A 20,972-nucleotide genomic window follows, 5' to 3' on the forward strand; every position below is an offset into this window, starting at 1 on the left:
CTTAGAATTAATAAGTACTAATAAAAACATAATAAAAAAGAGTGCGATTAAGATATGCACTCTTTCAAAAGGCTTTACCAATCTCGATGCTCACCATGTCCATGTTCATGCTCACGATCGCGGTCATGATTACGTCTACGACGACACTCATCACAATCGCAGTCACGTCTACAATGACAGTCGTTAAAATCGTTTCTTCTTCGTCTACGGCCGCAACCGCAAAATACTAAATCATCCCAAAATCTATTACAATCTCGAGAATGTCCAAAATTATTATCCCATCCCATAGATATGATTCCCTCCTCTAAAAATAGAATTCATCATATTCTATGATTAAAAGGTAGAAATAGTTTGTTTACTAGTCTATGTTTCAAACTAATAATATTTCAATTTGCAAGTCTATCTCACGTCTTATCTTTCCTTAACAGCAAACAAGACGCCAACCAGATCACGGCAGCGCCTATAATAATTGCTATAAACTTAATCAAATTTATTTATCCTCACATTATTTATTTCTTTGTTTCCATACCCCATTCTCTTTACGATAAGTATTCTTACCATTCATGAATCCAGCTGTATTACCAGGGATGCTATATTTCTTATTCTTAGTCTTCTTCTTCATCCTCTTTTCTTCTTGAACAGCTTGCAAATCTACCTTCCATTGTTTCAACAAATCCTTTTTACGTCGCATCGAATTTGTACCCCTTATATTGAAATATTAATCTATTAATCATATTATATATATTCTTTTCAATAAAAAGAGAGCACCAATAGCAGAGGTGCTCTCAATGTGAATTGGGGTTTATCCTGAGCATTGAATAGGACACGAAGAACTCGTCCTATTACATAATATGCTTGTCCTTATCATAATGTGCAATAAAAAAAGCACCCTCGCCCAGGCGCCAAAAGATACATATACTTTGAGGTAACTAACACGTTAGAAAAGATCTTTCCATATCATTGTATGATTACCAACTATCTTTATACCTAGATGACACATTAAATGCGTTTAATGTATAACTTCCATTGATTTAACCCTACTTAATTCCATCCAATTCATGGTTAGTATTCTAAATAGACCAACGATGTATTATAATTTTTTATATACCCAAGGAGGTTTCCATGCTTAAATTTCATAAAACATTCCCCATCTTAGGATTCTTTTGGTTTTTATACGGTTTCATCGGTCTCATCTTTTTATTACTATTCCTTAGCGTGTAGTAACCACGTATATAAATGTCTGTTTAATATGTAATTTCTATATAACAAAGAAAAAAGCACCAGTTATGGATGCTTTTTTTAATCTTTAGCTGACATATGATCACAATAATTACAATACCCACTTTCCATTACAGCTATTAGCATTTCAGACCACGGGATAGGATTATAACATCGACCACATTTATCTAAAAAGTTCTCATTCATTAAACCGTAATTTATGAAAGTATATATTTGTTTATCTGATAAATCTAATGTACCATCATGAATAATTTTTTTCGCAATTCCTTCTGCAGCGCCTTCTAAACGTCCACAGCCAACTAAATCTTTAACAAAATCAATGAAATCATCATCGTTATACTTTATCGCATTTTCTATCTGAGTCTTATCCATCTCATCCCCCTTTATATCAATAATACACCTAAATTGTATATTATGTCCTATTAATTAACAAAAAGCCATCACCGAAGTGACAGCTTTCAAGGGGATGGGAGAAGACTAAGAATCTTCTCGTTTATGCTCCGTAGAGCTGGTCAATACATTGGCTGTTGGGGGCCTTATCTGACCAATATCGAGTTATAAAGGATTTATATCCAAGACGTATATGTTTCTTCCGACGCCTTGTTTGAACCAATACACTAGAGGGACGGAAGGGGAATGTTTCCGCTGTATTGGCTCAAACAAAGAGTGGAACTCTTTGCCCTCGTTTTGGTCATTAATAAGAACCTTGAGTAATTACTAATGTACGAGATACGTATACTTTTTAGCTTTTTAGAATGCAAGTGTCACTCAATCATGAGCAACCACCCCCATTCCATTTTCAAGAACCGACATATTAGAGAGAAATAGACTTATATTTATTATCAACCCAGAGGACGCATTCCGAGCTGATTGATAAATACAATAGAAACAGCATGACGAATGCGAGTTATCTCACACCCGCCACACTGGAATATGTCATTGTTATACTCATTGGTCTTTTCGTCATAACACGGGTTCTTACCGCCTGGCCCGCCCTACTATGCTGTATACGTTACCGTGACATTCTCGCATAAGAACGTTTCACTTATAGGTGTACTAATCCTCTTCGATATGCGGTTGTCAAAAGGCTTGTACATTAAGAATACCGTTGATTTCATTATCAAAATTCCCCCTATTTAGTCCCCATTTTTGTCGGCATTTTGTCGAAGTTTTTAAAAACATAAACATTCCAATTTATTATATTTTTTCTTTTTTTGATAATATTTGTATCCAGTTCAGGTAATAATATCATATAATTAAGCTATTATAATTTTATAAAAAGCAAGGATGGTTAGACATGACGGTACAACAAGAAAAAGTAACAAAGCGTGTGGTTTGTAGGAAATGCAAATCAGATCAAATAGTCGGTAATAAGCGTGGTTATAATTTCAAAAGGGCGTTTTTTATTCTATTTCTTCTGTTAGGTACACTTATAACTATTGGAATAGTTTCTAATTTTTTATATGTTATAGTTCCTCGAAATTCTATGGATGGAGTTGTTGGACTTTCTGCAATTGTTGGTCTTCTTATTGTACTTCTAGGACCACCGATAATTTTATTCAGTGGATTTGTTGGTAGAAAAAATATTGTTAATGGTTGCATGAATTGCGGACATACATGGATGCCTAAAAAATAAAACATAAAAAGCCAAATGGATAGTTAATTAAAAACTGTCAATTTGGCTTTTTTGTATTATTAAATCATCCCTAAAGATGTAGCAATCAATCGAATCGCATTTTTCTTCTTATAATAGAAGTGATCTTTCTTCATCGATAATTCAGTGTAAATAAAGCTGTCTTTCGGCTTATCTGCATTTAAGTATTTCTTCTTGATGATTTCTGCCTCGTCATAGTCTAAAACGTACTCTAAAGCCTTATCGATCTGCTTGAACTTGATATTGCTAATATATCTCGTGTCTCTAATCTCCGGGAACAAACTGATTCCTTCGTGTTTTAACTCCACTTCATTTTCAAAACGCGTTTTCAATGCGCGGTATTCCTTTAGTATTTTCACTACTTCTTTCTGAACCTGTTTTTCTGTCTCTCTATCAATAGTCGGTAATAATGTTAATTGTCTCTCCATGAAGGAATCCCCCTATTTCTGAATTTGTCTTTTTACATTCACATCAGGTACGTGAAATTTTACTATCTCTTTGTTGAATAAGGGAAACATGCATAGCGAATAATCCCCACCATCCACCTTGCAAGGTTCCGTTATCCATTAAATCCTTAATAATTTACATTTCTTGTTGGCCATCTTCTCTTTTGCTGCTTCAATATTATTCGCTACCTTTTGATAGTCCTGATCAAACTGAATCATTCCATCAAACATGACTGGCGCTACTACTTCATCAATATATTGTAAGTAATCAACTGGCGCTCGTTCTGTTTGTTCTACTAAGTATCCATAAATATCGAAGTCTGCTCTTGGTATAGACTTCTTGCCCTTCGGTTGATGAGACATCCTTACATAAGATTGAATGACTGATAGTGGCACTGCGAATACTGACTTATCCTTACTGAATTCTATAAGGAAGAAGCATATCGCTCCCATCTTCTCCGCTTTCTCCAGGTAATCCAATTGATGCTGTGCAATGTTCTTTAAATCAAAACGTGTATCTTTCTCTGTAGACTTCGCTTCAAATGCTACAGCTCGTCCCTTATATACACCGTCATAGTCTACTGTGCTCTTTGCTTCATAGAATCCATTTAGTACACGGCTACCTTTGCTCTTTAACACCTTCACAGGAGTTGGACGCTTGTTAATAAGCGCCACTCCTCCTCTTTGATACATTTCATTCGCTAGATTGATAAGCATTTCAAATGCCATTCCACGGTTACCTTGCCCCATTGTTATTCCTCACTTTCTATTAAAAGGATTATTTTGTTGAATTTTTTACAACCAATCATTAAAATATCTTATAATCGTTATATGCAAACTTATTTTTAGGAGTAGATAGAATGCCAGTTACACTCGAACTTATTCTTTTCATTCTTATAGCAATTAGTGCTGTTGGCTATTTGATAAAAGAATCTCAAAAAACTAAGAAAAGAACCCTTGGAATTTCACTAGAACTTTTAGTTCTGTTCTGGTCAATATGGAGAATATCGACTATCATAATTCAAATTTCAGAATATAATCTCTCGTGAATAAAACTCAATATTCCGTCAATACTGTAGACAACCCATTAAGTTACTTTCTCCTTGTTCCCCCTTGGAGAACCGAGCAGTTAGCTTTTGCTAGCTGCTCTTATTTTCTGTAATTGGTTTCATTTACCTGATGTTTTCAACGTAATATTACGTTACGATATAAAAGGATAAAATATATTTGGCTGTTATACCATTACCCTAGGGAACTAGGGTTTTTATTTTTATAAAATGAAATTTTTATTTAGTTTACTTCCCTGCATAACATTTTTAAGTCTGTTTATACTATAAATGTAACTTGCAGTTACAATTTGCGTATCCATCTGGAATAGTATTTACAGCAGGCAGTTAGCTACTTTAGCTAGCTGCTTTGTTGTGCAAAATAGCGTTTTTGTTCAAAACGATGCCCTTCCTCATTTGGACACATTTACCAGTATTTTTACCAAAAAATTCATGATATGGTTATTTAGTCGAGTACGTCATTACTTGACGATTACCCTTAGGAACCCCGCAGACAATCGGGGTTTCTTTTATTTAAATCACGATTTTTTCTTACTCCTCAACCAGCTAAAACTATGTTAAAATTAATCCATAATTTGTAAGGATGTATATAAAATGCTCCCACTATATACATGTGTATCTTGTGATCAACCTCTCATACAACACGATGACCATTCGTTTATTCATTACTGCATTAATCCAAATTGCGAAGAAGCAAAACTACACTTATCTCTGTTGGAAGAGATGGGGTTGTGAACCCTATCTCTTTTTCTTTCCAATAAGGATTTTGTTTAGTTTTATAACATCATATTTGTGTAATATTTCAATTTATTAACAACAAGACATTTAATAATGTTAAAATATAGAAATAGTTCATTTTATTACTAGGAGGGATCTCTATGTCCATAGGAACTTGGGCTGCAATTTTTATCGCTATATTTTGTGGAGTTATTTCTTCTAATAGCAAGTTGAAAAACTCTCGTAATAAAAATGGATAACACCCCGCTGAAATGTTAGATATCTAGCATTTCAGCTATCGATCTTAACAAAATAACTATTTTGTTCGCCTTGTTGTATAGACAACTATATATTTAAATGTTAAAATATTATTGTGACTCCCACATGGTTCACATACGACTTTTTTCTTCGATTATGGGGTTCTTACGTAATAGTAAGGACCATTTTTTTATTTAGTGCCCATAGCCAGTAAAGCCGAAACCATACTTCTCCTTTCTGATTCCAATAATCCTAACGTTTCTACTGACGCTATGACGCCTACTGGTGCCTCGTTCAATCAAATGAGTTTCTGCCCTTTAAATACGTCATAACGCTATGTCTCCTAATCTAAATTCATTATCTCTTCTAAGGTTCTATCAGAAATATACGTGGTGATAATCTGTATCTTTCCGTATTTTCTTTTAGCCATTTCTATAGCTTCGCTTTCGGACTTCGCCTCAAACCAACGAAGCTTCCACTTCTCATCCTTATCGTAAAACTCTACTGAGTACGTCATAACGCTATTACGCTTCAAGAATTTGTCCACGGTACTTGTTGCGGTATAATCAAAACTTCCCACTACATCCTCCAGTGTTAGTTGTTTCATGCCCCTAACCCCATTGGACGCGATTTGATTTTATTCTTATCTGCCTGATCCATAATTAATGCGGCGATTTCTAGTTGATGCCTTCCTAACTCTTTTGCTATTTCAAGAATATCTTTATCCTCATCCCACATTTCTCTTAATCGAATCACTTCGCTTTCATCAAACACTAAATCCAACTCTTCTAAAGCGATATATAAGTTACGACGCGACTTCTTCATGTATTTCCCCTGCTGCAACGCCATTGTGTAATTCTCCTTTTCCAAATCCGTTCCAAGTCGTGGCATCCCATTTCCCCTCCAGTTGTAATTGATGAATTTCTCGTAACTCCGCCATAACAGCATGACGTCTTCTATCCACTTCTTCAGGACTGCGATTCCCTGCTTCGCAAATACACGGTGCAAATTGATAGCAGCCATTCCCCATATCGTTGCTAATTACTCCCGTTCCTTCACATACACACATCGGTTATTCCCCCTTTAAAATGGAAATGCCTTTCTTCTGTAATCCTTTGTTTCTTCGAATTTTATTGTTCTAAAATTATTAAGAATTCGTGATACGATTCGCTCGTCATATGCCTCATCTAAACGCTTTCCTGTGAGGTTTGTCGTGAAGATAGTAGATTTACCTTGCCTACCATCGAAAACATCGAATAGTACCCTATTAATGAAGTTTGTTGCTTTCGTATTGGCATCTAATGCGCCTAACTCTGCTCCTAAATCATCGACTATTAATACTTGTGCTCTTACTAAACTTTGAATTATTGCGTCCTCAGTTAAGGAGGAATCTTTATTGAACGTACTTTTAATCTTCCGTAGCAATTCGCCAACTGTGACGAAGACAACTAATATCCCTGCTCCTGCAAGCTGATCCGCTATAGCGTAAGCAAGATGTGTTTTCCCTGCCCCGCAATTTCCTGCCATAATCGTGTTAAATATCTTTCCGTTGAGATAATCCGTAGCGATGACCTTTGCGAGTCCAAGGTTCTTCGCTCCTTCCTCGCTAGTAGGTTGGTAGTTTTCAAAGTTAGCTTTCTTAATGTTGCTATCGGCGATCATGCTTTGTTGGTGAAACATGAATTTCTTCTCGTTCGCTTTATCTGCATCGTATTTTGCTTGTTCCTGTTGCTGAAGCTTCTTACTATCGTTTTCAAGGAAACATCGAGGGCAAACAACTTGTCCACCGAACTTCATCTTATTCATGCCATGCGTATCACACACATCAGAATCCATAGTCATATTCACCTTTTTGGCTATATCGGTTGGTATTGCTGCCGCTGCTCTCTGCATTGTTTTTTGCTCCTTTATTTCTTTGGTATTCAACTTCTAAAGCTTCCACATCACCTAAAGTCTTAACGTTTTTGTTAGCCCACTGTTTTAAGATGCCTTCAGCGTAATTCCATTTAGCCTGCTTCTTTAATGCACGTTCCATAGCTGCTATAACAAGTTCTTCGCTTGTATCTTTAATCCACTGTTCTACGCTACCTGCCATGAATGGATTTAAAACTCCAATGTTACTTTCATAGAATGAGAAGGGATTCTTACTACTACTTATTGTTAAATTAGTATTGTTAAGATTAGTATTGTTACAGTTCCCCTCAGATACTACCCCTGGTTTCTCTGAGACACTACCCTGGTTTCCCCCAGACACTACTAGTTTCTGTGAGACACTAGGGGTAGGGAGAACATAATAGATATTGGATAAGTTATTTCCTTGATCGTCCTTCCTATTGACCTTTTGGATATAACCTTTTTCTTCTAATGACTTGATACATTGAACTATTTTCTTTCTTCCGCATCCGACTTTCTCTGTTAAAGTTGTTAAAGACGGGAACGCTGATTGTGTATCTCGATTTGCATGTCTCACAATTACTGCGTAAGCCTTAAATTCATAAACATCCAAATCACAATTGTCTATTGCATCATTCTCTATCATGAAAAATCCTTTTCGTTTATCAATAAAATTCATTTAGTTCACCTTCTTCATCCAACATTCATAAGAGACGTATTCTTCCATTCCGTAGAATTTATAGCCACCTTTGATGTTCTTGTTTTCGTTATATACAAAATCTTTTTTTGTTTTATAAACTGCTTTAATTGGTGTTACATAATCAAATCCGCGTTTTTCTAACTCGCGTACCGCTTTTATTAACTCAGTTTTTGATCCTCGTTTAACTCGAATCGGTATCATTACGCATTCTCCCTTTCGCATACCGCTATGTCGCCTTGAATTTTGATTATTTTATATCCTGGGTAGCGATCAGGAGTAATGTACTCAATCGCCTTTACTCTCGCTTCTTTTTCATTCCATGCGCCCTTCCACACCCACTTCGGAAGGACGACTTTAGATTGATTTTTGTCTAACATAGGCTTAGCATCTCCTTAGTTTGTTTGTTCTATTTTTTCAACCTGTTCTTGTTCTTCGATTTTAGAAGTTTCTTTTTCAGCCTGTTTAACCCACTTTGTTAATTTCTTAAGTACTTCTCCAGCTTGTTTTAATGTCAATTCGCCAACTTCTTTAATACTTAAGTGTCCTTTAATTGTGTCTTCATCAACTTTTCGAAGAGTAGCTAATTTTTTTATGTTTAATTTGATTGCACCAACTTGTTGAGCAGTAATCATTTCCTCTTGGATCTCTGGTAAATCTTCACCTGCATAGATGTACAATCCTAATCCGTGAAGTGCAATTGCCTTCACTAAGCAACGTTGGATACTTGTGTTAATCTCGAAACTGTTAGGCTCTGCAATCGGCTTGTTTTGGTTGTTTAGTATCGGATGAATTTGGCTTAGCGGTAATCCCTGTACAGTTACTTCAACTTCTACAAAATAACCGCAATCCGTTTTAAGATAAGGTACTCCATTGAATCGTTTAACTTCCCATGTTGCCGTTGGATCTACTTCGCGAAGCTTTTTAACCGCCCACGCCCATGATAAGTAGTTAAAGCGTCCTTTCTTTTCAACGTGTTCCGTGCAATCTATTTGAGCTAATTTAGAAAAGTAATTTTCAGTTATCATATAAATCTTCCTCTCTTTTAAAATGGTGATATTTCCGTTTGTTTACTAGCTTCATACACTTCCAAAAGTGACTGCAATCCGTATTCATAAGCTACAACCATTGATGCAGCATTAGGTTCATCGCTTTGCTTATATCGTTCAACTAGACTCTTCATAATTTGAATTTCAGCTTCAATTTTGTTTTGTAGGATCACCTTATTCACCTGCTACTTTCTTCATCGAATGTTCTTCAACGTACTGTTTGATGCATTCGGATTCGATATGGATTGGATCACCACTAAAATCAAGGTACCCTTCTCCGTAGAAGATTTCTCCACCACACCCTTGGCAATAATCCATGAAGTCTCTTGCTGATGAATCGTGATGGTTTGCGTAAACAATTGGATTTTCAATCATTTTTTTGCATTCCTCCTTATTTACTGAGAGAAAATTTATGGTATAATATGGGTAGCTAATTTTAGGGAATGTTTTCTCTACAGCGCTAGTTGCCATCGAGCGTTTTTTATTTTTCAATAGCTAACTTTCTGAAAGTTTGTTAAAATTTAGTTACCGATATGTGTAACAACTGGCCTGTGCTTCTGTACGGGCTTTTTTGATGCTTTCAAATATCGGAATACTTGTCTACGTTCACAAATTCTTAAAATCTTTATATAAAAATTTAACAAACTACGTGTTAAACTTATTACATTCCAAGAAGTCCTTTACTTTTAGAATCGACAATTCTTCAATACCCTTAGTCTTGCCCTGCATCCCCTTGCAGGGCTTTTATCATTTAGCTAGAGTGATAAACTTCTTATGCATTTCCTCAACCTTATCTGCGCTGTTATGTATCCCTCTAGCTCTTAAATCCTTTATGATCCACAATATTTTCTTTCGTTCGTACTCATCTCGCTGTTGTTTACCCATCACTTTTCATCCTCAATCAAACGTTTGTTTATGAACTCCATAAGTTGAATGAATCCTGCAAGCAAGGTAACACCCACTAATATCATTAAATGTGAGAATATGCTTTCTTCTAACATTTAAACCGCCTCCTGTTCTAAGGGATTTTGCTTTCCGATTATTTTTAATTAACCGCTTCAGTTACCCTTAGGGTAACTGAAGCGGTTAAAAAAATTAGACTTTCAATTTCTTTTCCATTAATTCGTCTATTGTTACACCAAAAACTTCTGCATAAGAACATAAAGTTTGTAAGCTAGGATTCTTCACTCCATTTTCATATCTAGAGATCGTTTCTTTAGCCTTATTAAGTCGTTCGCCAAGTTCTCTTTGTGTCATATTATGTTTACGGCGGAGTCTTAAAAGTAATTGATGGTTAACTTTCATTTATGATCACCTCGTTTACAATTTTTATTATACACACAAGTTACCCTGAGGGAAACATTTTTTATAAAAAATATAAAATTAAATTTCAATCATGTTATATAAGGACAAAAAACAGTGAAAAATATAAAAAGCTTTACTTTTTATTCCCTTTTTAATGTTTACTTATGAGAAACATTCGTATTAATATATAATTAAAGGTTGACCCTACGGGTAACTTTTTTTCTAGGGGAGGAAAAATATAAATGTTTAATGAGAGATTAAAACAATTAAGGATAGAGAAAAACTTAACCCAGCAAGAATTAGCTGAACTAACTAATTTAACTAAAGCTTCTATCTCAAGATTCGAAGGTAATAAAAAGACTCCATCTAGAGAGTCTGTAACTAAATTATCTAAGGTACTAAATGTAACTACTGATTATTTGTTAGGGCTATCTGACGATCCACATTTAAGTAATGAACAATACTCTGACCTACGAAAGAAGTTTGACGTTTTACTTGAAAAACTAGAACAAAAACCTAAACATGAACAAGAGATGCTTTATAAAATGATGCAGGCAGCCCTTGGTTCAGATGATTAAATGATTGTCAGTGAGATGCTAACAATCATTTTTTTTGTTCATAATATGTAGCTCTATATTAAAAACTTCTTTTTTCTTATTTTCATCACTTGTGATTTTTCCCATAACAAGTGTCTTCCATAGTAACTCAGCTAAGTTCTCTTTTTTCATCCCTAAAACCCCCATTATTTTCTATGTAATTTGTGAATAATTCACAATATATAACTAATATTAATTTTTCAACTTTTGGTTAATCTCCTTATAAACGACGAATGCGATTGCCTCATTAACGAGACAATCGCATTCAATCTATTTATATTAGAACCTAGACGTCTTAGTATTAACCAATTCCAGTCCCAGGATCCATTCTTAACATAATTTGTGTTTGAGCATCCTTCGCTACTTGTTTAGGTTGCTCTTTTTGGACTTTAGCAGGAGTAACATATAACGCTCCAGCTAATGCCAATGTTGTTACTAAAGCTAGTATTTTTTTCATTTAGCATCACCTATGTATATTATACCATTTTTATTAAATTCTCCCAATATTTTTCTGGGTAACCTGCAATAAAATTTGCATCCCTCATTAATAAAACCTTCTATTGACTGTTCTAACAATGATCGATCTTTCAATGCCATCCCTAAATAACAAAGTTTCATTGGAGTAAGCTTGCCTTTTTCTTTTTCCTCATTTCTAAGTAATCTTACTGCTTCTTTTGCATTCCCGTTAATTATGTGCTTTAAGGCTTCCTCCCCAACATCGTATATGTCTAAATCATGTAATTTTTTTTTACTTATCAATCTAATATAAGAACGCATATTCAAAAAGTTTCTATTCCGTTCTACCGCCCTATGAGAATGACATTTATTTAACAAGTCTATTCCTTTATTTAAGTACCACAATGACTGTTCGTAGCTATCAAAACTATATGACTCACCTAAGCACCCTAAAGCAGATACTTTTAACATATCTAAGTATCCGAAATCATCTTCTGTATTCAATATTTCATGACAAATATTTCTAGATTTGTCTATCTGTTCATCCATTAAACTTGCATATGCAATAATTTCTTGTATTCTTACTCTATATAAATCACGTGTAAAAGCATCACTTATTTTTTCAATTTTAGGCAATAACATTTCTGAATAACTAAATAACATTTTGTATTCTCTGGATTCATATAGAGTGTAAAACGTTATTATATCAAGCATTATTTTAGTCTCAGCAGATTTAACTATACGGTGCTTTTTCCGCTCGTTTAATTCTTCTAACAAGGATTTATTACTTAAAAATCGTTTTAGCCTGATTAATACCATTTCGTATACAAATGCCCATTCTTTCGTTACTATGTTATTTGAATTAAACCCCTTTTGCACTGCTATACGTAATAGCTCAAAGTCTCCTATAGCATTTCCATATTCCATAGCCATTCTAATATTCTTCTTACCATTCATCTTTTTACAGAATTCCCTAACCATAAAAGTCAATTCGACATTGTCTTCATACAAATCTTTCACTAACTTAATCATATTTAAAAAATTAAGTTCACTTTTACCAGATAAGTTTTTTGAAAAAGCAGGTCCACTGATTCCAAGATGTTTAGCAACATTTTCTTGGCTTTTTCTTTGAAAATCAATTTCATCAATGATTTTAGCTAACCAATATTTCATTTTGCTCCTCCTTACCGGAACAAAAGACACGTAAACCCCATAAAGGAAAACGTGCCACCCTCAATCTATGTTGTGTTATAATTATATGTATAAGATCCGCGACAATGTTCCCTAGGGTAGTAGGGGCAGTGTAAGAGTGTTACCAGCACTACTTGCACCGTGGGTCTTTTTTACGTCCGTTTATTTTATTATTTTCATAATATCATATTTTTGCCAAAATTCAGTCGTGTGGTTATCAGAAAAATGTTGAGAAAGTTTGAAAATAGCTGTATATCAATGGTTATTCACACTTACGGATAAGAATATGCAATAGTGCATCTTTCTGTATGAAGTACTCTTATGCATGTTTTAACGTATTAACCAGGAGAGCTACAGCTCTCTTTTTTATTTTCCGCTCGACAATATATAGTAAATATGAAAGCGATTTACTGTCATTATCCGTCTAGCCTTTAGAGAGTCTTTTGAGAGAAGATGATTTAAGAGCTCAGATTGTGTCAATTGGATATAGCCCTTTAACATGCTACAATTGACTTACAAAAATAACTTAAATAATCGAACTGTAATTTTAAACCTCAATTATGTTTAGCTAGTTAATAAACATTTATACATCAACGCTTATGGTAAACGAAGTAGCACTCATCAACCGTGTTGTGTATGACATTACTTCTAAGTCACCAGCAACTATTGAGTGGGAATAATTAAAAGAAGCTTAGAATCCTTGTTTTAAAAGGGGTCTAAGCTCTTGTTTTTGTATATTGCAAACAATAATTTTATTTTTCTGGTCCAATTTCATAAAAGGCTCCGCTTGAAAGTTTTTTTTCTAATAACATGCCTTCATATTGTTCTTTGAGAAAATAGTTTTGTAAGTCAAATTCATCTTCAAGATATACGTCTATAATTCTTTGGAATAATGACTTTGCATAACTTTCTGCAAAATTCACTAAGTAAGGTATAAGGTTTTTTGCTACATAACCATTATGAACAATTTGATTTCTAGACTTATATATATAATCAATTGTTAACTTAACTTCATCTTTTTTATTTCGAATCATCTGTAAAGCCTTTTTATTATCTTGATAAAAATCAAGAGTATCTTCAATACGGTCTAAAAAACTTTCTTTTGTGGTATAAGACAATAATTCCTCCATTCGTTTGTAAAAATTCACTAAGGATACTACTGAATCTTCAGACCGTCCTTTGTAAATACCGACATCGTGGATAAATTCTTCTGGTATATTGATGGAATCATCATTTTTAAATGAGTATCTAGTATAATATTCAGTTAATAAAAAGAGATTCTGAAGTGGTCTAAATCGTTCCCCAAGAAAATATATATTAGATACTGTTTCTTTAATAAAAGTAAATTTAGACTCTTTATGTGTCTTTGAAATATTTGCTAAACTTTCAATGCAGATCCAATAATTTAATAGCTTATTTTCCTCTGTTTCCCAAATAGACTTAGACATTAGTTCAATTACATTAATAATAGAATTTAATTCAATGAACATATTCCTTTTTTCAAGGGTATCAATTACCTTAGAATAATCTTTCATTTTTCTATACTTTTCATCACTAAAATAAACTGGAGTACCTTTGCTGAGAGTTCTTCTAACAACTTTATCATCGTTATCTAAGCCAAATGCGGTACCGAAGTATTCACTATCATCTTTTCTTCCTATATACTGTTCATCCCAAAAAAATTCTTTATAATTACCAGCAAACTTCAAATTTGCTAAACTTAAAAAAATCAAATATTTTTCTTCTGCAATTTTTTTCGCAACATTGTTAGAAATAGCCTGTACTTTAACTGTTACATTGCATCTACTATCATATTCATGTTTATTTTCAACATTTTCTTCATATTGCTTTATGTTAAACGTTTCGTCAAACATAAGCTCATTATCTGGAATTTGCTTTTCTAGAGTTGGATCATATATATGTAAACCGAATATTGTATCGTTTTCATCTTTAGGAAGAGGTGCAATCATTCCCCATACAGGAAATATAAAAAGATAGTCACTTTTCTTAGCTATTAAATTTTTTCTAAATATCTCTAACCTATCTTTCACGGTTAAATGATCAATATATTCTTTAGCTTGCCCAGAAGACAGTTCATTAGGGGCATATTTGAAAAAGATATAGATATCTTCTCCTTGTATATCATATGCTTGGAATACATCACTAAGCAAATTTTCAATGTCCTCTACATCTTTTCCTGAAGTTACTAAGTCTATAATAATATCCTTAGTTAAATTTTTAATTTTAATTCTATCCTTTTTTGAAAATGATTTCTTTTCAATAATTACTAATAATTCATCAAATAACATCTGCGCAAAATTTTCTTCTGCAATTTTTTTAGAAAGTTCCCTGGCAATAACATAAGCTGCTTGACCTTCTTTTTTTTCCAATTGCCCTTTTAAAACAAGTAATTCATCTCTATATAATTTCATATGTTTTTCATTAATAAGATTTTCGATTAATTTTAAATAAACTTTACGGTTGTTTTCACTTTCAAATTTATTTAGTTCATATTCATTAATTACATCTAATAAAACAACACGAATGTTAACTATATCCATTCCTATTGTCCCCTTTTTTACTTCTTCTGATAAAGCTTTCCATGTGTCATACCAATACTCCAGTGTTTTACTATATAGCGAATCATGATTAAATTGACCTAATTGCAAAGAACACACCCCACTTTGTAATAATAAAAAGGCAGATTACTCTACCTTTTAAAATTATATCATCAATTTTTTATTTTCTTTTAATATACTGATTAGAAATTAATTTTCTCTTAGCTGTGTGATTTTTTTTGACTGTAACCACATTTTTTAATTTATTTGCAACTTCTCTATTCATATTTGGATATAAGTGTCCATATGTACCTAATGTGGTTTGTATGTCCTCGTGTCCCAGTCTATCACGAACAACTAATGCGTTTTCTCCAAGAGAAATCAATAGCGAAGCCTGAGAATGTCTAAGAGCATGAGTTCTTATTCGATGAACATCAGCAAGCTTAGAATGTTGCTCAATTATATGAAATGTAGCACTTTTATTAGTTGAAAATCCATTGTAAGATAAAACGTATTTTGATGGGAAGACTTCAACTTGTCTTTCTCTCCACGTTCTTAGAAAATAAATTGTATCATCAAGTGCAATTACACGATTACTGGCTTTTGTTTTTGGTTCAGCAATATAAAATTCATTATAAAGGACATAAAAAATCTAGTAAAAAACATTAGGTTGAAGGATAAGCACTCTTATGAGTGCTATTATTTTTTCTCAATGACCAATAATACTTAACATGGTAAAATAATATTTGGATTGGGGTCCAATACATATTATTCAAATTAAATTGGTTCAAGTCGAAGAAAGGCACCTTTGGGTGTCTTTTCTTTATGATTAGCAATAAATTCTCTAAATTTCGCAATGACATCCAACGAGCTTATGAGGAGCCAGACGGACGTCAGCAAGGTCGTTTTTCAAAACATTACCAATTTATCCAATGAGGGCTTCGGCTCTCTTTTTTATTTACTCTTTTTAAACTAGAACCTTTTTATACAACCTTCATAATATATATGGGACAACCTTAAACTCTTTTTTGAGAGGAATGATTAGATATGGCAGATTATTTCTGCAAAGATGGAAAGAAATATTACAAGAAAAAAGATAAATCATGTAACTCTTCAAACTCCAATAACTGTTTCATAGAGACATTTACAATTTTCGGCTCTGAAACTACCCCTACAAGTCTTGAAATTCCACCCGGTTCTACAATTACCCTATTTGAAAATTTTACAACTAATCACAATAAAACTCTAATTCGCTTTAGTTTTAGCCCTGTATTTGCTGCGTTTGTTACATTGACTATTAGAACATTTAATTCCACAACTCCACAAACAATTACATTAACACCAGGAGATAGAAAAACTTTCTTATTTGAGGATGTTCAAAGTATTACTTTCTCAAATGCCACTACAGCTAACGCTGAACTTAGTCCATTATTTATCCAACAAACAACATGTATTTGTTGTGGTGAATCAAATTCATATTACTATGAGAGTAGTGACTATGGTTATTAGTAGTTATTATAGAGAGCCTCGGCTCTCTTTTATTATTTACAATTTCTAATACAATTAAAATAATTAAGAAACGTATAGGGTACCCCGTCCAATCTCAACCGCTGAAGAAAAAGAACTGATTGAGAACATGTTGTTATGTTCCTTATTATCTGAAGAAGAAATACTAATTACATATTATGAAGATGGCCATTTACTCTCTAGCTATATTGCTGTTGTTGGCATTGATTAGCAAAATAGTGCTGTCATATGTACCGATGTTTTTTATAATAAAGTGAAATTTCAATTTCCGAATAGAATTGATATTAAATAAAAAGAATGCAGGTTAAAGATCGCATTCTTTTTATTCATCCTCAGATTCTTCATTTTCTTTCATAGTAAATATATCAAATTCACCTTTAAAACCTGCTTCTCTAATTTTTCTCTTATATTCTTCTTCTGTTTCATCATATCTATGATCTGATAAATACCACGTGCATTTTTCAGTATTACAAACCTCACAAATCCGTTTTATATATATTAGATCTACTTCCGAGAAAGAAAATCCTATAGAATAAATCTCTTGCACTGAAGATAAATCATCAAAGAAAAACTCCGCTGAATCAAGAGCACTATTCGTATCTTTTTTTAAAAGACTATGTATTTTTTTCAAGCTGTCCGTAGCACCAATATGTGAACTTTCATATTCATCCCTTACATGGCCATGACCAAATAGTATCTCAGAATCACAACTATATTCTGCTCCATGAATATGACAAATATTATCTTCATAAACATCATATATAACCTCTAGTACACATGTATAATTAAACGTGAGAAAGTAGTCAACTTCATTGTCAATTAACGCCTTAAACTTTTCATTTGGAATAGTATCAGATATATCAATTGATTTAACCCAATCAACGAGAAACTTATGGAACTTTAACATAACACGATAAAACGCATCTGATGTGTCTTCATTTCTATATACATTCCTATATAATTCTTTATCATCATCTAAATCAAAACAATCTTCAAGATCGCTAAGGTAATCTTCAAACGGTAAATGTGCTAAGTTACTCTCAACATTGCACCAATCATCCCCTTCCACTTGACTAATTACTTCCCTAATAAACGCTACTGCTTCATTATTATCAACATCAATTCCCCCTTCAGGCGTTTCATGAATTGATACACCAAAAGTAGGCATTAACTTCCTAGCTCTTGGATAGGTTTCTAAAAGATATTGGTGAAAATGCTCATAACTTGTAGGAAGTTCATGAGCCAGATCAAAGCCATTCCCTAAAACAAATAATTTACTCAAAAAACTCAACTCCTATATTCCTTGTTACTCGCTTGCATATTGCTTCTCCCTTCAATAAAAGAATGCAACAAAAAAACAATGCGACAGAGGTATCTTTCGATGCCCAGTGTGCATTGTTTCCTACGCGAGGTTTAACTCACAGGTTCAAAGGGTTTGGACATCCGTCCATCTCAGCTAAATAGCATCCCCACTAAGCGTATGTCGTTTTGTATTCTGTTGTACTTCTATTATATAAAGCTATAATAGAAGTATCAAATAATACTGATATATTATGATTTAATAAGGAGTTTCCAAGTGTTCTCCTCATTTGCTCTATATAAATTTCATAAATTGTTATTTAGATTTCTTTTCATTATATATGGTAATCATTGTATCTATTATGACAAACGTAAGTAACGCTTCAGCAGAAACTTTAAGAATATCTGGATTTTCCCACTTGCAAAAATCCCTAAAGTTTCTTGCAATATATAAGAGAAGTAATATTAAGTATGTTACTATTCTAAAATTACTTTTCCCTAAGTATGTTTTATATTTATATAATACATTTATCGTATAATCAGAATTATTAATTTTTGAAGTCCATTTAATAGCGTAATGAGTAATTATTGGCATAGCATATGCAAAAAGTATTGAACTGCCAACTAAAAATAAATACTGTCGTTCCGGAGGTTTCGGAATTAACAGAAGTCCCATAAGAAATAAGAATAACCCTACCCAAATAACTATTGATACAAAAAAAGCATGATTTAAAAAACTTAATATGCATTCAAGTATCCTAACTAAAAACATCAGTAATTTTGAGTTCTTTTTAATATTATTATTATCTACTTCTAAATTATAAAATAACCATAAGATAATAACGGATAATAAAGCTATAGTTAATAGTGGAACAAAAAACCAAATCATAATACACATCCTTTACATTAATATGTTTAAATTGTTATTTATATAAATAACAATTCACAGTTTAAACCAAATAATTTTTGATGGATATATCAAATTTTAAAATATGCAAAAAATCCATAAACAATATGTGTTAATTTGAAATAAAGTTAAATGAGAAAAACTCCACAAAATTTTAGTAAAAGTTTGGTAAGCCCAATACATTAACAAAAATATTGTTGTTAAAAAATTAAATATGATAGATTATAAATATATTTTATAACAATAACTTAATAGAAGGATTTGATTATTAATGAAGATTAATAGAGAAGCATTTGATGAATTTAATCAAGTGTGTAATGATTACTTTGAAAAAGACGTAAATAAACACTTTGAAATAAATACTAAAATTATGTCAGCTAGAGCAGTTATAAATTATGCTTTGCAAGATATAAACAATAAAAATGATGATATTAATGTGTATGAATTAATATCTGTTTCAGACAAAATATTAACATCAATAGAATATTTGTTAAGAAAATTAACAGTCTATGACAAAAAGAACGACAAAGACGAGTTTTATGGTATTAAAGTTAAAAGTATAAATAGGGATAAATATGATTATTTCAAAGCAATTAGATCATATATAATTGCTCATCCTCTAGAAACAACACATAAAGAATTTATAAGATTTGGATTTGGTGAAAATGTAGTATTTGAGGATATTCAAAAGACAAAAGAATTTCATAAAACTTTAATGAAAAAAATGATAGAAAATATTGAAATGGCCGATTATGTTATAACGTTTACAAAAATTAATCTTGATTTTAAAAATAGTGATATTGAACATATTGATAACTTGGGCGAAACGTTTCACAAAGGACTTAATATAGAAAAAGACATATTAAGTCTAATTAGATATGCTATTGATAACATGAAGGTTATAACAGAGCATTTAAAAGTTATGCTTTTACAAAATGAGACTACAATAAATGGTGTAGAATAAATTGAGAATGGAGGTTTACAATACGAAAAATATACATAAATCCCTATAAAATCCATTTATTAAACATCCATTAGCCTTAATATCAGCTATAGCTATAATAAAAACCGGCTATGATTTTGGTTCTTATATAATAAAGTTAAAATACATATAAATCATAAAAAAAGAAATTAATCTTTTTAAACAAAAGATTAATTTCTTTTTTTATCGTCACTCTGTTCGAAAATTTCCGTCTATTTATGGTCATAATAACTTTATTTAAAAGCAACAATATGATCCATACGTTCTAAAAAGTACACCTTTCGGGACACACTCCTTCCTACCCACATTAAAACCACATCTCTCTATAGATTTGATAAAAAACATTATTCAATATTAGTAAAAAATAGAGAATATTTCTCTAATATCCATCGGTAAATTCTTATCATTTTCCCATTGAGAGTTATAACTCTCTCTTTTTTGTTTCCCTTCGACATAATATGACAATATAAAGATATTTAATTTGTTATTATTAACGTGGCAATCTTACATTTTACATAATTGGAGGAACAAACGTGGGAAAAATATTTAAGTTTGGATGCCTGGGCATTATAGCTTTATTTGTAATCGGAATAATTGCTATGGTTGCTGGTGGCGGAGATTCATCAGAAAAAACTTCAACAGACACTAAAGCTGTATCAAAAGAAGGTGTATCTTCTGATGTGAAAATCTCTGTAGGATCTATGGAAACAGTAGATTCTGTGGGTAATGAATACTCAAAAGAACAAGCACAAGGTGTCTTTAAGATTTTAGAAGTTACACTTACTAATAATCAAAAAGACGCTATCACTGTTGATACTAACAGCTTTAAATTGGTAGATAACAAAGGTCGTGAATTCACATCTTCTGTACAAGGTCAATCATCTTTTGACTTAGCTAACGGTGGAAAAACTGACTTCTTCTTAAAACAATTAAATCCTGGTCTAACACAGACAGGGAAAATTGTATTTGATATACCAAAAGATGCTGAAGGACTTTTCTTAAAAGCTAGTGGCGGTATGACAGGTAAAGAAATTAATTTAAAAGTAGAATAGGAAAAAGGTACTCGAAAGAGTGCCTTTTTTTCTTAACAACTGACATTACTTAAGGTAGTAAAATAATGTTTGGACGGGA

30 protein-coding genes and 2 pseudogenes are annotated in these 20,972 nt (G+C 32.5%); 8 read left to right on the plus strand and 24 right to left on the minus strand.

From position 1 onward, the window contains the following. Nucleotides 1–74: 74 nt before the first annotated feature. From AC1Q8M_RS26520 to AC1Q8M_RS26530, 3 genes are all read right to left on the minus strand, one after another. Nucleotides 75–287: a hypothetical protein gene (locus AC1Q8M_RS26520; protein WP_080451094.1), complete on the minus strand. Its 213-nt coding sequence runs from the start codon at nucleotides 285–287 to the stop codon at nucleotides 75–77. A 218-nt stretch (nucleotides 288–505) separates the two neighbouring features. Further along, nucleotides 506–691 (minus strand): hypothetical protein, encoded by a 186-nt coding sequence (locus AC1Q8M_RS26525; RefSeq protein ID WP_001253140.1) that lies wholly within the window; start codon nucleotides 689–691, stop codon nucleotides 506–508. Between the two features lie 608 nt (nucleotides 692–1,299). Further along, nucleotides 1,300–1,611, minus strand: coding sequence for a hypothetical protein (locus AC1Q8M_RS26530; RefSeq protein ID WP_098453492.1), 312 nt, complete (start codon nucleotides 1,609–1,611; stop codon nucleotides 1,300–1,302). Between the two features lie 925 nt (nucleotides 1,612–2,536). On the opposite strand from AC1Q8M_RS26530, the gene AC1Q8M_RS26535 reads away from it, so the two are divergent. After that, nucleotides 2,537–2,875 (plus strand): hypothetical protein, encoded by a 339-nt coding sequence (locus AC1Q8M_RS26535; protein ID WP_000218074.1) that lies wholly within the window; start codon nucleotides 2,537–2,539, stop codon nucleotides 2,873–2,875. A 59-nt stretch (nucleotides 2,876–2,934) separates the two neighbouring features. On the opposite strand, the gene AC1Q8M_RS26540 is transcribed toward AC1Q8M_RS26535, so the two are convergent. Continuing rightward, nucleotides 2,935–3,321 (minus strand): ArpU family phage packaging/lysis transcriptional regulator, encoded by a 387-nt coding sequence (locus AC1Q8M_RS26540; protein ID WP_000441089.1) that lies wholly within the window; start codon nucleotides 3,319–3,321, stop codon nucleotides 2,935–2,937. A gap of 138 nt (nucleotides 3,322–3,459) precedes the next feature. Then, on the minus strand, nucleotides 3,460–4,089 hold the full coding sequence (locus AC1Q8M_RS26545; protein WP_000529722.1) for a Holliday junction resolvase RecU: 630 nt from the start codon (nucleotides 4,087–4,089) through the stop codon (nucleotides 3,460–3,462). Nucleotides 4,090–4,199: 110 nt separating this feature from the next. On the opposite strand from AC1Q8M_RS26545, the gene AC1Q8M_RS26550 reads away from it, so the two are divergent. Further along, on the plus strand, nucleotides 4,200–4,388 hold the full coding sequence (locus tag AC1Q8M_RS26550; RefSeq protein ID WP_001145518.1) for a hypothetical protein: 189 nt from the start codon (nucleotides 4,200–4,202) through the stop codon (nucleotides 4,386–4,388). A gap of 1,336 nt (nucleotides 4,389–5,724) precedes the next feature. Here the strand turns inward: AC1Q8M_RS26550 and AC1Q8M_RS26555 are convergent. The 12 genes from AC1Q8M_RS26555 to AC1Q8M_RS26610 form a co-directional block, all read right to left on the minus strand. Further along, complete coding sequence (locus tag AC1Q8M_RS26555; protein ID WP_025687798.1) at nucleotides 5,725–5,988, minus strand: hypothetical protein; 264 nt, start codon at nucleotides 5,986–5,988, stop codon at nucleotides 5,725–5,727. Beyond that, nucleotides 5,985–6,230, minus strand: coding sequence for a hypothetical protein (locus AC1Q8M_RS26560; protein WP_002094320.1), 246 nt, complete (start codon nucleotides 6,228–6,230; stop codon nucleotides 5,985–5,987). Before AC1Q8M_RS26560 ends, AC1Q8M_RS26555 begins: the two co-directional genes overlap by 4 nt. Continuing rightward, entirely contained in the window at nucleotides 6,187–6,450 is a 264-nt protein-coding gene (locus AC1Q8M_RS26565) for a hypothetical protein (RefSeq protein ID WP_098360988.1), read from the minus strand. The genes AC1Q8M_RS26560 and AC1Q8M_RS26565 overlap by 44 nt, the downstream gene beginning before the upstream one ends. 14 nt (nucleotides 6,451–6,464) lie before the next feature. Further along, on the minus strand, nucleotides 6,465–7,223 hold the full coding sequence (locus AC1Q8M_RS26570) for an ATP-binding protein (RefSeq protein ID WP_492334233.1): 759 nt from the start codon (nucleotides 7,221–7,223) through the stop codon (nucleotides 6,465–6,467). Further along, on the minus strand, nucleotides 7,207–7,953 hold the full coding sequence (locus AC1Q8M_RS26575; RefSeq protein ID WP_492334215.1) for a DnaD domain protein: 747 nt from the start codon (nucleotides 7,951–7,953) through the stop codon (nucleotides 7,207–7,209). The genes AC1Q8M_RS26570 and AC1Q8M_RS26575 overlap by 17 nt, the downstream gene beginning before the upstream one ends. Beyond that, nucleotides 7,954–8,175 (minus strand): hypothetical protein, encoded by a 222-nt coding sequence (locus AC1Q8M_RS26580; RefSeq protein ID WP_079004500.1) that lies wholly within the window; start codon nucleotides 8,173–8,175, stop codon nucleotides 7,954–7,956. Further along, nucleotides 8,175–8,351: a hypothetical protein gene (locus AC1Q8M_RS26585; RefSeq protein ID WP_168171570.1), complete on the minus strand. Its 177-nt coding sequence runs from the start codon at nucleotides 8,349–8,351 to the stop codon at nucleotides 8,175–8,177. Before AC1Q8M_RS26585 ends, AC1Q8M_RS26580 begins: the two co-directional genes overlap by 1 nt. A 15-nt stretch (nucleotides 8,352–8,366) precedes the next feature. Then, nucleotides 8,367–8,999 (minus strand): Sak single strand annealing protein, encoded by a 633-nt coding sequence (locus AC1Q8M_RS26590; protein WP_492334216.1) that lies wholly within the window; start codon nucleotides 8,997–8,999, stop codon nucleotides 8,367–8,369. Nucleotides 9,000–9,016: 17 nt separating this feature from the next. Then, nucleotides 9,017–9,193 carry a hypothetical protein gene (locus AC1Q8M_RS26595; RefSeq protein WP_174767268.1) on the minus strand — a complete coding sequence of 59 codons (177 nt, stop codon included), beginning with the start codon at nucleotides 9,191–9,193 and terminating at the stop codon, nucleotides 9,017–9,019. A 1-nt stretch (nucleotide 9,194) separates the two neighbouring features. Next, a complete protein-coding gene (locus AC1Q8M_RS26600; protein ID WP_492334217.1) occupies nucleotides 9,195–9,395 on the minus strand; it encodes a hypothetical protein in 201 nt (66 codons plus the stop codon). Nucleotides 9,396–9,767: 372 nt separating this feature from the next. After that, on the minus strand, nucleotides 9,768–9,905 hold the full coding sequence (locus AC1Q8M_RS26605; protein WP_492334218.1) for a hypothetical protein: 138 nt from the start codon (nucleotides 9,903–9,905) through the stop codon (nucleotides 9,768–9,770). 210 nt (nucleotides 9,906–10,115) lie between these two features. Continuing rightward, nucleotides 10,116–10,325 (minus strand): helix-turn-helix domain-containing protein, encoded by a 210-nt coding sequence (locus AC1Q8M_RS26610; RefSeq protein WP_002099116.1) that lies wholly within the window; start codon nucleotides 10,323–10,325, stop codon nucleotides 10,116–10,118. Between the two features lie 242 nt (nucleotides 10,326–10,567). Between AC1Q8M_RS26610 and AC1Q8M_RS26615 the strand changes: the two genes are divergently transcribed. Next, nucleotides 10,568–10,903, plus strand: coding sequence for a helix-turn-helix domain-containing protein (locus AC1Q8M_RS26615; protein WP_000481476.1), 336 nt, complete (start codon nucleotides 10,568–10,570; stop codon nucleotides 10,901–10,903). An 18-nt stretch (nucleotides 10,904–10,921) separates the two neighbouring features. Here AC1Q8M_RS26615 and AC1Q8M_RS26620 read toward each other — a convergent pair whose 3' ends face one another. From AC1Q8M_RS26620 to AC1Q8M_RS26630, 3 genes are all read right to left on the minus strand, one after another. Then, on the minus strand, nucleotides 10,922–11,053 hold the full coding sequence (locus AC1Q8M_RS26620) for a hypothetical protein (RefSeq protein WP_302684110.1): 132 nt from the start codon (nucleotides 11,051–11,053) through the stop codon (nucleotides 10,922–10,924). Nucleotides 11,054–11,222: 169 nt separating this feature from the next. After that, a complete protein-coding gene (locus tag AC1Q8M_RS26625) occupies nucleotides 11,223–11,378 on the minus strand; it encodes a hypothetical protein (RefSeq protein WP_170925773.1) in 156 nt (51 codons plus the stop codon). After that, entirely contained in the window at nucleotides 11,375–12,550 is a 1,176-nt protein-coding gene (locus tag AC1Q8M_RS26630) for an AimR family lysis-lysogeny pheromone receptor (RefSeq protein ID WP_492334219.1), read from the minus strand. Before AC1Q8M_RS26630 ends, AC1Q8M_RS26625 begins: the two co-directional genes overlap by 4 nt. Before the next feature lie 608 nt (nucleotides 12,551–13,158). On the opposite strand from AC1Q8M_RS26630, the pseudogene AC1Q8M_RS26635 reads away from it, so the two are divergent. Next, nucleotides 13,159–13,248, plus strand: a pseudogene (locus tag AC1Q8M_RS26635) (GMP synthase (glutamine-hydrolyzing)); the annotation flags it as partial. 72 nt (nucleotides 13,249–13,320) lie between these two features. Here the strand turns inward: AC1Q8M_RS26635 and AC1Q8M_RS26640 are convergent. Further along, nucleotides 13,321–15,246 (minus strand): hypothetical protein, encoded by a 1,926-nt coding sequence (locus AC1Q8M_RS26640; protein ID WP_492334220.1) that lies wholly within the window; start codon nucleotides 15,244–15,246, stop codon nucleotides 13,321–13,323. Nucleotides 15,247–15,307: 61 nt separating this feature from the next. Beyond that, nucleotides 15,308–15,778 (minus strand): tyrosine-type recombinase/integrase, encoded by a 471-nt coding sequence (locus AC1Q8M_RS26645; RefSeq protein WP_492334234.1) that lies wholly within the window; start codon nucleotides 15,776–15,778, stop codon nucleotides 15,308–15,310. 395 nt (nucleotides 15,779–16,173) lie between these two features. Here AC1Q8M_RS26645 and AC1Q8M_RS26650 point away from each other — a divergent pair, with 395 nt between their 5' ends. Further along, nucleotides 16,174–16,635, plus strand: coding sequence for a hypothetical protein (locus AC1Q8M_RS26650; RefSeq protein ID WP_098312495.1), 462 nt, complete (start codon nucleotides 16,174–16,176; stop codon nucleotides 16,633–16,635). A 67-nt stretch (nucleotides 16,636–16,702) separates the two neighbouring features. Then, nucleotides 16,703–16,945: pseudogene (locus AC1Q8M_RS26655) on the plus strand (YolD-like family protein); the annotation flags it as partial. Nucleotides 16,946–16,975: 30 nt separating this feature from the next. Here the strand turns inward: AC1Q8M_RS26655 and AC1Q8M_RS26660 are convergent. Both AC1Q8M_RS26660 and AC1Q8M_RS26665 read right to left on the minus strand, forming a co-directional pair. Beyond that, nucleotides 16,976–17,935, minus strand: a complete 960-nt coding sequence (locus AC1Q8M_RS26660) for a bacteriophage abortive infection AbiH family protein (protein WP_492334221.1) — start codon at nucleotides 17,933–17,935, stop codon at nucleotides 16,976–16,978. A 333-nt stretch (nucleotides 17,936–18,268) separates the two neighbouring features. Continuing rightward, nucleotides 18,269–18,841: a hypothetical protein gene (locus AC1Q8M_RS26665; protein ID WP_492334222.1), complete on the minus strand. Its 573-nt coding sequence runs from the start codon at nucleotides 18,839–18,841 to the stop codon at nucleotides 18,269–18,271. Between the two features lie 289 nt (nucleotides 18,842–19,130). Between AC1Q8M_RS26665 and AC1Q8M_RS26670 the strand changes: the two genes are divergently transcribed. Both AC1Q8M_RS26670 and AC1Q8M_RS26675 read left to right on the plus strand, forming a co-directional pair. Then, complete coding sequence (locus tag AC1Q8M_RS26670) at nucleotides 19,131–19,823, plus strand: hypothetical protein (RefSeq protein ID WP_492334223.1); 693 nt, start codon at nucleotides 19,131–19,133, stop codon at nucleotides 19,821–19,823. Nucleotides 19,824–20,374: 551 nt separating this feature from the next. Beyond that, nucleotides 20,375–20,893 (plus strand): DUF4352 domain-containing protein, encoded by a 519-nt coding sequence (locus AC1Q8M_RS26675; protein ID WP_000516000.1) that lies wholly within the window; start codon nucleotides 20,375–20,377, stop codon nucleotides 20,891–20,893. Nucleotides 20,894–20,972 lie beyond the last annotated feature (79 nt).

It is taken from the genome of Bacillus sp. GW823-FHT06A10 (genome assembly GCF_058795375.1).